Here is a 12,327-nt window from a genome sequence, read left to right as displayed (position 1 = left end):
TTCCCCAAAAAACGAAATAACCATGAAAAAAGTAGTAACAACGATCCTCTTCATATTTGCCGGTCTGGCCTCGGTATTTAGTCAGCAGGATGCACAGTACACGCAGTACATGTATAACACCATATCAGTAAACCCGGCCTATGCCGGTTCCCGTGGGGTGTTCAGTATAGCCGCTCTGCACCGTTCGCAGTGGGTAGGCTTAGATGGGGCTCCCACAACGCAGACCCTCAACTTTCATACACCGGTTTCTGGTAAAGTGGGGTTGGGCCTATCGATCGTGAACGATGAGATCGGTAACGGAACCAACCAGGATACGTATGTAGATGCGGCATTTTCCTATACCGTGAATACCTCTCGCGAGGGCAAACTGTCCTTTGGGTTAAAGGCAGGTGGGCATCTTCTAAACGTAGATTTCTCTAAGTTAAGAAACTACGGTGCGGAGAGTAACCTTCCTAATATAGACAACAAGTTCTCGCCCAATATAGGAGCAGGGGTATATTACCATACAGACCATTTTTACGCGGGTCTATCGGTTCCTAACTTTTTGCAAACGGAACATTTTGACGGCTCCAATACAGATGCCAGTTCGTTTCTTGCAGAGGAGCGTATGAATTTCTATTTCATTACCGGTTATGTGTTTGATGTAAACCAAAGGTTAAAGTTCAAACCTGCGGCATTGGTCAAGGCGGTAAAAGGAGCTCCCTTACAAGTGGATCTTAGTGCTAATTTCTTGATGAACGATAAGTTTTCACTGGGGCTTGCCTATAGATGGGATGCAGCTCTAAGTGCGCTGTTCGGTTTTCAACTGAATGATCAGTTGATGTTGGGTCTGGCCTATGACCGGGAGATTACGGATTTAGGAGCTACCAGATTTAACGATGGTTCCTTTGAAATCTTTCTCAGATACGAATTCCTGAACCGTTACAAACGAGTGATTACCCCAAGATTCTTTTAATAGATAAGACATGAAAAAAGCAAGATATATATTCTGTGGCCTGGCGGTAATGACAATGGTTTCCCGGGCACAAGAGAAAAAGATAAAAAAGGCGGACACGAAATTTACCAACTATTCCTATGCCTCGGCCATACAGTCATATGAGGTTTTAGTAGAGGATGGGTATACGGAAGAAGAGATTTTCAAAAACTTGGGGAACGCGAACTATTTAAACGCGAACTATGAGGAAGCTGCCAATTGGTACGGTCAACTGTTCCAGTTGGGAGTAACGGATATCGACCCCGAATACATGTACCGCTACGCCCAGACATTAAAGTCGTTGGAAAAGTATGACGCATCGGACATTTGGATGAACAAGTTCAAGAAGGCAAGGTCCAATGACCAACGGGCGCTGGCCTATGGCAATAACTTGGATTACTTAGACCAAATAGAGGAACGCTCAGGAAGGTACGAACTAAAAAATTTGGCACTGAACTCCAAGGTGTCCGATTTTGCGCCCTCTTTCTATGGAAAAGATTTGGTCTTTTCTACAGCAAGGGACAGTGGGCGGATATCCAAAAACATCCACAGATGGAACAATGGCGCCTTTCTAAACTTGTATAAAGCAACAGGAGACGGGCAAGGAAACTTTACGTCATTGGAAAAGTTAGACCGAAAACTGAACAAGAAAACACACGAATCCTCTACGGCCTTTACTAAAGATGGACAGACCATGTACTTTACCCGTAACAATTCGGACAACGGAAAATTTTCCAGAGATGAGGAAGGGATAAGCAGGTTAAAAATATACAGGGCCAACTTGGTAGACGGCGAATGGGATAATATCGTAGAACTTCCTTTTAACGGGGATGGTTACTCCGTGGCTCACCCAACGTTGAACAAGGACGAGACCAAATTGTATTTCGCATCCGATATGCCGGGATCGGCCGGGGAATCGGATATATTCTCGGTAGAGATTAACAAGGACGGTACTTTTGGAGCCCCACAGAATATGGGCCTGCAAATCAATACGGAAGCTAGGGAGACTTTTCCCTTTGTAACCGAATCCGATATCCTTTATTTTTCTTCGGACGGGCATCCCGGTCTGGGCGGTCTTGATGTATTCGCTACAGATCTAAAGAACGATAGTGGCAGGGTCATTAACGTAGGAAGACCGTTGAATGGGGAAGAGGATGATTTTTCATATATAGTAAACGAAGAAACGAAAAAAGGATACTTCGCCTCTAACCGCGAAGGAGGAGTGGGCAATGATGATATTTATGGTTTCTTAGAAACGGAGCCTTTAGATTTTACTTGTCATACTAATATTACGGGCACGGTCAAGGATAAAAAGACGGGAGCTTTGCTTGCCAATGCATCCATTAAAGTATATGATAGTAAGAAGAACCTAATTGCCAGTTCGGAAACGGATGCCAACGGTGCGTTTGCCATGGAGGGCGATTGTACGGATGGGAACTACAAAATCGTAGCCACTAAAACGGATTATGATGAGGGCGACAAGATGTTTGCCACGGTGAATGCGCAGGATGCAACCGGAATAGAAGTTGTATTGGCGCAAGCGGATAAATCGGCTCCCGTTGGTACGGATTTAGCTAAGTACCTTAACATAGAACCGATTTATTTTGATTTTGATAAACACTTCATCCGTGAAGATGCCAAGGTGAGCATCAATAAAGTACTGGCGTATTTGAACGAATACCCGAACGTGAAGGTACAGGTGCGATCACATACGGACTCCCGCGCGAACGATAATTATAATATGCAATTGTCTGCCAACCGGGCCAAGTCTACTGCAGAGTACCTAGTAGGGCAGGGCATTGCCCAGGATCGCATCTCCTTTGAAGGTTTTGGCGAGACGCAGCTAACAAATGATTGTAGCAACGGGGTGCCTTGTACCAAGGAGCAGCACCAAATGAACAGACGATCGGAGTTCATAGTGGTAGAATAAAGTAAAATATATATTTGAAGGGAAGAAAGGGAAAGAGCATAGCTTTTTCCCTTTTTTTGTTTTAACTAATTTGACTCAACTAAAATTCTTTTTTTTAATCTTCATTCTATACATTTGTAAATGTAAACTTTAGGGGTGTTCCTATTTATTGGGACTGAGACATACCCTTTGAACCTGATGCGGTTAGTACCGACGAAGGGAAAAGTTGAAAAACATTTTGAAATATATGTTTACAACACTTTTCATTAAAGTGTCCGAGGTTTTCTAGCGGAGCACTTTCTTTTCAAAGACGTACGGGCCTCTATCGTTACAGCATAAAATTATTCTGTATGATAACGATAAACATGAACCAAAAGCAGTTGCAGCTTGGTGCCGAAACTACTATCCATCAATTTTTACAACAAATAGATTCTTCCGGAAACGGCGTTGCTGTGGCCATTAACGACCAGGTTGTACCACGTGCCAATTGGCAAACCCGTTTTCTTCAAGACAATGATACGGTTCTCGTTATTCAAGCCGCGCAAGGTGGTTAATGAATTTTTAAAGTTAAATCCGGAGTTAAAATAATATAGTTAAACCTGCAACGAGCAATAGCTTAGCGCACATAGCCACTAAATATGAAAAGTAAAGACACTGCCCCAAAACAAGACCACATTACAAGACAACCTTTTCCCAATTCAAAAAAAATCTATGTAAGTGGAAAAATCCACCCAGAGATTAAAGTTGCAATGCGAGAAATTACATTGAGCGACACTAAGGATTCTTTAACCGGAAAGTTAACACCCAATGAACCGGTTACAGTGTATGATACGTCAGGGCCTTATACGGATCCCGAAAAAAAGATTGATGTACATAGTGGAATTGAAAGAATTAAGGAGCAGTGGATTTTAGGTAGAGGAGATGTAGAGCAGCTAGACAGTTATTCTTCGGAGTATTGCAATGAACGTTTAAGCGATAGTAGTTTGGATCACATGCGTTTTTCGCTCTTAAAAAAGCCGTTACGAGCCAAAAAAGGGAAGAACGTTACGCAATTACATTACGCAAAGCAGGGTATAATTACTCCTGAAATGGAATACATCGCCATTCGTGAAAATCAGCGAATTGATGAAATGACCGAGATTGTAAAGCAGCACAAAGGCGAACATTTTGGTGCGGCTATTCCGGAGAAGATTACTCCTGAATTTGTACGTGAAGAAGTTGCCCGTGGGCGTGCGGTAATTCCGTCCAACATAAATCACCCAGAAGCGGAACCAATGATTTTGGGTCGTAATTTCTTGGTAAAGATCAATGCGAATATCGGGAACTCGGCTACTACATCTTCTATTGAGGAAGAGGTGGAAAAGGCGGTTTGGGCTTGCAGATGGGGAGCAGATAACATCATGGACCTTTCAACCGGTCAAAACATTCATGAAACGCGTGAATGGATCATTCGTAATTCTCCGGTTCCCGTGGGAACGGTACCAATTTATCAGGCGTTGGAAAAGGTGAATGGTGTAGCAGAAGACCTTACTTGGGAAATTTTCAGGGATACCCTAATTGAACAGGCCGAGCAGGGAGTAGATTATTTTACCATTCATGCAGGTGTTCTTTTACGCTATGTGCCCATGACGGCCAAACGCGTTACGGGTATTGTTTCCCGTGGCGGTTCTATCATGGCTAAATGGTGTTTAGCGCATCATAAAGAAAGTTTCTTATATACGCATTTTGAGGATATCTGTGAAATTCTGAAGCAGTACGATGTAGCTTTTTCTCTAGGCGATGGTCTACGTCCGGGTTCAGTAGCGGATGCCAATGATGAAGCTCAGTTTGCCGAGTTAGAAACTTTGGGCGAGCTAACCCAGATTGCTAGAAAACACGAAGTTCAGTGTTTTATTGAAGGTCCAGGCCACGTGCCCATGCACATGATCAAAGAGAACATGGAGAAGCAAATTGAAGTTTGTGATGAAGCTCCGTTTTATACTTTAGGGCCTTTAACTACGGATATAGCTCCCGGTTACGATCATATCACTTCCGGTATTGGCGCGGCTATGATCGGTTGGTTCGGTTGTGCTATGTTGTGTTATGTGACGCCTAAAGAACATTTAGGTTTACCTAATAAAGATGATGTAAGAACAGGTGTAGTAACCTATAAATTGGCGGCTCATGCGGCAGATTTGGCAAAAGGGCATCCTGGTGCACAACATAGGGATAATGCATTGAGCAAAGCGCGATTTGAATTCCGTTGGGAAGATCAGTTTAACTTGGGCTTAGACCCGGAATTGGCTCGCGAATATCACGATGAGACCTTACCTGCAGATGGTGCCAAGATTGCACATTTCTGTTCTATGTGCGGACCCAAATTCTGCTCTATGAAGATATCTCAGGAAGTACGTGATTTTGCCGCGACAAATGATATTGTAGACAATGAAGTCATTCAAAAAGGGATGGAAGAAAAGTCCAAAGAATTTAAGGACAAAGGCTCGGAAGTGTACTTGTAAATTATAGTCCATGATTGTTCTGATTGCCCCGGAAACCGATGTGCCCAACGAACTTGAACTACTGAATAGGTTGTTTCAAGAAGGTTTGGCGTATTATCATCTACGTAAACCGCATAAGGACTACGAGGGGCATTCAGCATATCTTGAAAAAATAGATTCAAAATTCCATGACCGCGTGGTAGTACACCTGTATCATGAATTGATAGCGGATTTTAATTTAAAGGGAATCCACTTTCAAGAGCAGAAAAGAAGGGATGTGCTGACAGGTAACGAGTTGAAGGAGAGGGAGGTCAGAACCCTAATGAATAATTATTTAGCATCCTTGGGAGTCGAAAGCGCCAAAATCAAAACGATAAGTTCCTCCTTTCATGAACCTAATGAGTTGCAAGACTGTAATTTTAATTTTGATTACCATTTATTGAGCCCTGTATTTTCATCCATTTCAAAGAAAGGATATAAAGGCAGGGGGTTTGATGTAAATCATATCGATAAAAAAGTAATCGGTATGGGTGGTATAACCAAAAACAATTTGGATGAAACTCAAAAATTAGGTTTTCAAGGAATCGGAGTTTTGGGAGGAATCTGGAACAGCAAAACGCCCATTGAGGACTTTAAAGCGATGCAAGAATTTTATAGAAACACATGATTATGAACATACCAAAGTTGCATTATATCTCACAAGGGAAAACACCGGAAGACCATCTGGAGCATATTCAGAAGGCCTGTACATCTGGTGCGGAACTGGTGCAATTGCGTTTAAAGAACGTAAAGAAAAGCGTGGTGTTAAAGACCGCCGAGAGAGCCAGGGAGATTACGGCACATTTTCAAACGCGATTGATTATCAATGACCATTATCAAATTGCCAAAGAAGTAAAGGCAGATGGTGTGCATCTTGGTAAAACAGATGCCGACCCCGCGGTTGCCCGCAAGCTTTTGGGAGATTATTATATTATTGGAGGAACGGCAAATACTTTAGATGATTGCTTGGCTTTGGTGAAAAAGGGAGTTAACTATATTGGTTTAGGACCTTTTCGGTTCACGACAACCAAGGAAAATTTGAGTCCGATTATACCGCTTTTGGGGTATCAAGCCATTGTAGAGGAGCTTAAATCGGACATGCCCATTATTGCTATTGGCGGTATTACTATAGAAGACGTACCGGAGATTTTAAAAACCGGAGTGTACGGTATAGCGGCTTCTGGCGAAATAACTAAGGATTTTAATATAATAAACGCTTTTCACCACCTTTTGAAAGCACCTTCTACGAACGAACAACTTTGGAACAGGGAAACAAACTTTTAAATATGACAGATGCACTTCACATAGCGGATAAAACTTTTTCTTCACGCTTATTTACCGGTACGGGTAAATTCTCCAGTTCGGAAAAAATGAGGGAAGCTGTCCTAGCTTCGGAAAGTGAACTGGTTACCGTTGCCCTCAAAAGGGTAGAGGTTGAGAACAAATCGGATGATATGTTGAAAAGCCTGAATGCGGACCATATCAACCTATTGCCAAATACATCAGGCGTAAGAACGGCTAAAGAAGCGGTTTTTGCAGCACAATTGGCACGAGAGGCTTTGGAAACGAATTGGATGAAGTTAGAAATTCACCCAGACCCAAGGTACCTTTTGCCAGACCCCATAGAAACTCTAAAGGCGGCCGAAGAATTGGTGAAATTGGGATTTGTTGTAATGCCCTATATCCATGCGGACCCTGTTTTGTGTAAGCGATTGGAAGAGGTTGGCGTACAATGTGTAATGCCTTTGGGTGCGCCCATAGGAAGCAACAAAGGATTAAAAACCGATGATTTCCTAAAAATTATAATCGAACAGAGCAATGTACCGGTAATTGTAGATGCGGGTATTGGTGCCCCATCACATGCGGCTTATGCCATGGAATTGGGAGCAGATGCGGTTTTGGTCAATACGGCCATTGCAGTATCTCCTAGTCCGGTTGACATGGCCATTGCCTTTAAAATGGCCGTTGAAGCGGGAAGAATGGCCTACCGAGCAAAATTGGCACCTGTAAAAGAAGTGGCGGAAGCGAGCAGTCCGTTAACGTCCTTTTTAAACTAAAATAGACCTTATGGCTTTTAGAAATACATTTGAGGAATACGATTGGGATACCCTAGAGCATGAAATTTATGCCGTAACCGAAGCGGAGGTAGCTGCAGTTCTTAAAAAGGAACGTATTTCTTTGGACGATTTTAAAACATTGATTTCTCCAGCGGCCAAACCTTTTCTTGAAGAAATGGCACAGCGCAGCCATCAGCTGACCAAAAAGCGTTTTGGGAACACCATTCAGATGTATCTGCCCATGTATCTGTCCAATGAATGCCAGAACATTTGCACCTATTGCGGGTTTAGTATGACCAATAAAATTCCCCGTAAAACCTTGAGTGATGCCGAAATACTAAAAGAAGTAGCGCATATAAAAGAACTGGGCTATGACCATATTTTACTGGTAACGGGCGAAGCCAATAGAAAAGTAGGCGTGGCATATATCAAACATGCTATTGAGTTGATAAAGTCACATTTCTCCAATATCAGTATGGAGGTCCAACCTATGGACCAAGAGGAGTATGAGGAGTTGATAGCAGCGGGATTGTATGCCGTTTTGGTATACCAAGAAACGTATCATGAGGCTACTTACAAAGTGCATCACCCCAAAGGAAAAAAATCGAATTTTAATTACCGATTGGATACCCCAGACCGTTTAGGAAAAGCAGGCATCCATAAAATAGGACTGGGAGCTTTGTTTGGATTGGAAGACTGGCGTGTTGACAGTTTTTATACGGCCTTGCACTTAAAATACCTGCAAAAGACCTATTGGAAAACGAAGTACAGTATATCGTTTCCAAGGTTGAGACCACACCAAGGCGATGTACAACCAAAGGTAGAAATGACGGATGCGGATTTGGTTCAGTTAATTTGTGCTTACCGATTGCTAGATGAAGACGTTGAGCTATCCATGTCTACTCGGGAAAGTGAAACGTTCCGAAATAACATTATAAAATTGGGAATTACGTCTATCAGCGCGGAGTCAAAAACCAATCCGGGAGGGTATACTGCAGAACCGGAATCTTTGGAGCAATTTGAAATTTCGGATGAACGCTCTACGGCGGAAATCCGGGAAATGATAAAGAAACAGGGCTATGAGCCGGTTTTTAAAGATTGGGAAATTTTTGCTTGATTCGTATGCAATTCCAATCTAAAGCGTACCGAATATTTTCGTAAACCGTTCCGGTAAATCATCCGTTATACGGATTTTCTCATCCGTAAATGGGTGAATGAATTCTAGGGAATATGCATGAAGGTAAAGTCCTTTTCCCTTTAAAATAAAACCTTCTTTGCCATAAGTTTGATCTCCAAGAATAGGGTTGTTTAGGGAAGCCGAGATGTTTCCGTAGTTGATGGCGTCTTCCGGTTTTGGGGTCCAGTTTCACTAGATTTAGGGTTCCGTATTTTTTGGACACAACGGACCGGACAATCTCAAAATGACTTTCGGCAAACTTATCATCTATGGAAGTAGTGATTTTTCCTTGCGGAAGCATTGTTCCAATGGTTACCGCATAATAGGTTTTCTTAATTTTTTTATCCTCAAAAAGTTGGTTGAGCTTTCGAATGGCACTTGCTGTTTTTCCTGTCAATAACACTCCGGTTGTAGCATAATCCAACCGGTGTACAGGTTGGGGTTTAGTAGTATCTGGCAACGCACTAGGTTGTAGGTTTTGAGGCAATGCATGGGCAATGGTCTTAAAACCGTTGCCACTTACCAGAATGCCGCCCGGTTTATGAATTAAGGCCAGATAGTCATCCTCATAAATAACTTTTAGGTCAAAAATGAGTTTTTTTCCTTGGGGAGTTTCGGTCGTTACCTTCAAGGTAATGTTTTCACCTCCTTTAATATAGGTGCCCGTAGAAGCTATTATCCCGTTAACCGTAACGAACTTTTTTTTAAGTACTTTTTTTAAAGCGGATTTTGTAGGCACGGAACTGAAAATACCCACCCCATACTCTTGAAGCCTTATTGGATCGGAAAGAGGAGGAACTTTATGGGTTTCTACGGTGGTGTTGTCTTGCATGGTACGGCTAAAAAGTAAAAATAGATAAAATCAATTTTTAAATAGCAAGCTAACCTTTCTCATTCATTAATGAGAAACCACTTTTAGGCCAATAATAGAACCGATTAAAGTAGTGAGGAAAAATATACGAAGCAGGGAAGCCGGTTCCTTGAAGACCAAAATACCCATTAATACAGTGCCCACAGCTCCAATGCCCGTCCAAACCGCATAGGCGGTCCCAATGGGTAAATGTTGGGTAACTTTCACCAAAAGCCCCATACTTACGGCAAGGGTGATTATGAAACCCAAATACCAGAGATACATTTCATTACCTGATGCTTCTTTGGCCTTTCCCAAGCAAAAAGCAAAAGCTACTTCAAAAAGGCCGGCTATAACTAGGAGAATCCAGTTCATTTCTTTTTTATGTAAAAGTCGGGGATTGAACTGAGGAATCATTTTACAAATGATAAAAAAGAAGGCTATTTTATTTCTGCCCGTATTCTGCTTAAACTCACTTGCGTGATGCCCAAATAAGAAGCTATATGCCCCAATTGTACCCGTTTAATAAGGTCCGGGGAATTTTTTAGGAGCGATGCATACCTTTCCGTAGCATTTTTAAACTGAAGAAATATAAGTCGCTCTTCCGTTTTAATTAGTTCTTGTTCGGCAAATTTCCGGCCCCAGTTTGCAATATGGATGTCTTGATCATAGAGCTTCTGCAAATCCTGTGTTTTCAGTTCATAGAGTTCGCAATTTTCTAAGAGTTCAATGTCTTCATAGCCTTTTTCAAGAGCAACATAACTTTTCATGGAGATAATGGTATCACCTTCAGCACCAAACCAAAAAGTAACCTCCTGGTCCGCCAAGTTGGAAAAGGCCCGGACAATTCCTTTTTTTATAAAATAAATACTCGTTTCAATTTTTTCGGCCTTTAAAAGAATGTGCCCTTTGGGATAGCCCACTTCCGTAATGTGCTTTTTAAGGGATTCTCTAGAATCTTGTGGCAGCGGGTAAATCCTGTTTATTATTTCGTCAATTGTCATTGAAGGGCCTTTTGGCGAGCATAGTGTATAGAGGTAATTCTCGATTCAAATTTACGAACTAGGACAATAGTATTTCTATCAATTAAATGAAATCCTAAATTTTGAAGGTGAAAGATTTGTCTTGGCCTTGAACAGTTTGCTAAAGGATTGCGAATGCTCAAACCCCAGTTCATAGGCAATTTCACTCACGGATAGGTCTGTTGAGGATAATTTTTCCTTAGCCTTTGCAATGAGTTTTTCATGAATATGTTGTTGGGTATTTAAACCTGTCAGGTTTTTAAGAAGTCCGCTAAGGTAATTAGGGGAAAGATGTAGTGCAGAGGCTACGTTTTGAACCGTGGGTAGGCCCTTTTCGCCTAACGTGTTATCGTCAATATAGTGGTTTATAACTTCTTCCAATCGCACTAGAACTTCATGGTTGTTTTTCTTTCTGGTAATGAATTGGCGCTCATAGAACCTTTCGGAATAGCTAAGTAACAGTTCTATTTGTGCTATAATAATATTTTGGCTGAAATTATCGATGTTATCTTCAATCTCCCGCTTAATGTTTTGCATAATACCTTCCAGTAGGCTTTCCTCTTTTTCGGACATAAAAAGCGCCTCGTTTATCGCATAGTCGAAAAAATCATATTGTTTTATAGTTTTTGCGAGAGACGTATTCCAGATATAATCTTGATGTATAAGGAGTAGCCATCCGGATGGATTCAAATTTTTCTTGTTGTTGGGTTCCACACGCAATAGCTGCCCTGGCGCAATAAAGGATAGTATTCCATTATCAAAATCATATTCCTTTTGTCCGTATCGTAACGGACCAACATTTCTTTTTATACCTATGGAATAGAAATTAAAGAGCCATTGCTCTCCAATGTGTTCTGGAAGAATTTTGGTTAGCCCGTAATCAATTAAACTCACCAAAGGGTGATGAGGGCTAGACAGCCCTCTTATTTTATGAAATTCACTAATGGTTTCTATTTTCCGAACGTTGGTTTTCATTGTTACGTAGTTATTAGAGCAGCATACCCCCGGAGACCTCTAAACGTTGGCCGTTGATCCAACGGGCATCTTCCGTACAGAGGAAAGCCACAACTCCACCAATATCTTCAGGTTCTCCAACTTTACCTAAGGCGGTAATATTGGCAATGGTTTGTCTTTTTTTATTATCCCTGTTGGTACCGCCCCCAAAATCGGTAGCAATGGCACCTGGGGCAACAATGTTAGCTGTAATTTTTCTTGGTCCTAATTCCTTGGCCAGATAGCGCGTTAATACTTCAACGGCTCCCTTCATACAGGCATATGCCGATGCACCAGGAAATGAAAACCGGGTCAAACCTGATGATATGTTAATGATACGCCCTCCGTCATTTATAAATAATAAGGCCTTTTGGGTCAAGAAGTACACACCTTTAAAGTGAATGTTCATTTGCTCGTCAAACTGTTCCTCAGTCGTGTCAGTGATAGGGTTGTATAATCCAGTACCAGCATTGTTTATAAGAAAATCGAAATTTGGATTGCCGTATTCCTCAGTTAGATAAGCGGATAACCGATTGAAAAATCTTCCAAACTCTTTGGTGTTGCTCGTATCCAATTGAAAGGCTTTAGCCTTTTGACCAATCTTTTCAATTTCGGAAACCACCTCATTGGCAGCCTGTTCATTGGTGTGATAGGTGATGATAACATCTATCCCTTTTTTTGAAATATTGATGGCCATATCCTTACCCAGCCCACGGCTTCCACCGGTTACTAATGCGATTTTAGTCTTTTTCATAGTCGCTAAATTTTGTTTGCACAAAGTTCAGTACAATTCATAGGGTAAGTGTAGCAAAATCTATGGTTATTGTATC

At 41.7% G+C, this 12,327-nt stretch carries 13 protein-coding genes and 1 riboswitch; of the genes, 8 read left to right on the top strand and 5 right to left on the bottom strand.

The genetic code is table 11. From position 1 onward, the window contains the following. Positions 1-22 precede the first annotated feature (22 nt). The 8 genes from SJY45_RS06320 to thiH all read left to right on the top strand — a co-directional run bounded on the left by SJY45_RS06320 (position 23) and on the right by thiH (position 8,572). Positions 23-955, top strand: coding sequence for a type IX secretion system membrane protein PorP/SprF (locus SJY45_RS06320; protein ID WP_215914180.1), 933 nt, complete (start codon positions 23-25; stop codon positions 953-955). Between the two features lie 10 nt (positions 956-965). Beyond that, a complete protein-coding gene (locus SJY45_RS06315; RefSeq protein ID WP_400073690.1) occupies positions 966-2,903 on the top strand; it encodes an OmpA family protein in 1,938 nt (645 codons plus the stop codon). Positions 2,904-3,024: 121 nt separating this feature from the next. Next, positions 3,025-3,121: riboswitch (TPP riboswitch) on the top strand. Positions 3,122-3,232: 111 nt separating this feature from the next. Continuing rightward, on the top strand, positions 3,233-3,436 hold the full coding sequence (thiS, locus tag SJY45_RS06310) for a sulfur carrier protein ThiS (RefSeq protein ID WP_400073689.1): 204 nt from the start codon (positions 3,233-3,235) through the stop codon (positions 3,434-3,436). 84 nt (positions 3,437-3,520) lie between these two features. Further along, a complete protein-coding gene (thiC, locus tag SJY45_RS06305; RefSeq protein ID WP_400073688.1) occupies positions 3,521-5,380 on the top strand; it encodes a phosphomethylpyrimidine synthase ThiC in 1,860 nt (619 codons plus the stop codon). A 10-nt stretch (positions 5,381-5,390) separates the two neighbouring features. Then, positions 5,391-6,026 (top strand): thiamine phosphate synthase, encoded by a 636-nt coding sequence (locus SJY45_RS06300; protein ID WP_400073687.1) that lies wholly within the window; start codon positions 5,391-5,393, stop codon positions 6,024-6,026. 2 nt (positions 6,027-6,028) lie between these two features. Beyond that, entirely contained in the window at positions 6,029-6,682 is a 654-nt protein-coding gene (gene thiE / locus SJY45_RS06295) for a thiamine phosphate synthase (protein ID WP_400073686.1), read from the top strand. Between the two features lie 2 nt (positions 6,683-6,684). Beyond that, on the top strand, positions 6,685-7,455 hold the full coding sequence (locus tag SJY45_RS06290) for a thiazole synthase (RefSeq protein WP_215439761.1): 771 nt from the start codon (positions 6,685-6,687) through the stop codon (positions 7,453-7,455). Positions 7,456-7,465: 10 nt separating this feature from the next. Further along, complete coding sequence (thiH, locus tag SJY45_RS06285) at positions 7,466-8,572, top strand: 2-iminoacetate synthase ThiH (RefSeq protein WP_400073685.1); 1,107 nt, start codon at positions 7,466-7,468, stop codon at positions 8,570-8,572. Positions 8,573-8,651: 79 nt separating this feature from the next. Here the strand turns inward: thiH and SJY45_RS06280 are convergent, their stop codons facing one another. From SJY45_RS06280 to SJY45_RS06260, 5 genes are all read right to left on the bottom strand, one after another. Beyond that, on the bottom strand, positions 8,652-9,464 hold the full coding sequence (locus SJY45_RS06280) for a pseudouridine synthase (RefSeq protein ID WP_400073684.1): 813 nt from the start codon (positions 9,462-9,464) through the stop codon (positions 8,652-8,654). Between the two features lie 66 nt (positions 9,465-9,530). Beyond that, positions 9,531-9,857, bottom strand: a complete 327-nt coding sequence (locus tag SJY45_RS06275; protein ID WP_400073683.1) for a DMT family transporter — start codon at positions 9,855-9,857, stop codon at positions 9,531-9,533. 65 nt (positions 9,858-9,922) lie between these two features. Then, positions 9,923-10,486: a Crp/Fnr family transcriptional regulator gene (locus SJY45_RS06270; protein ID WP_289039826.1), complete on the bottom strand. Its 564-nt coding sequence runs from the start codon at positions 10,484-10,486 to the stop codon at positions 9,923-9,925. Positions 10,487-10,564: 78 nt separating this feature from the next. Next, positions 10,565-11,479 (bottom strand): helix-turn-helix domain-containing protein, encoded by a 915-nt coding sequence (locus SJY45_RS06265; RefSeq protein WP_400073682.1) that lies wholly within the window; start codon positions 11,477-11,479, stop codon positions 10,565-10,567. A 13-nt stretch (positions 11,480-11,492) separates the two neighbouring features. Continuing rightward, the gene (locus tag SJY45_RS06260) at positions 11,493-12,251 is read right to left on the bottom strand and encodes an SDR family NAD(P)-dependent oxidoreductase (protein WP_400073681.1); all 759 of its coding nucleotides are present in this window, start codon (positions 12,249-12,251) and stop codon (positions 11,493-11,495) included. Positions 12,252-12,327: the final 76 nt, after the last annotated feature.

Origin of the sequence: Zobellia russellii (assembly GCF_044597075.1) — a bacterium.
GTDB lineage: Bacteria > Bacteroidota > Bacteroidia > Flavobacteriales > Flavobacteriaceae > Zobellia > Zobellia russellii.
The sequence above is the reverse complement of the archived record's forward strand: the minus strand, read 5'-3'. Positions and strand labels throughout refer to the sequence as shown.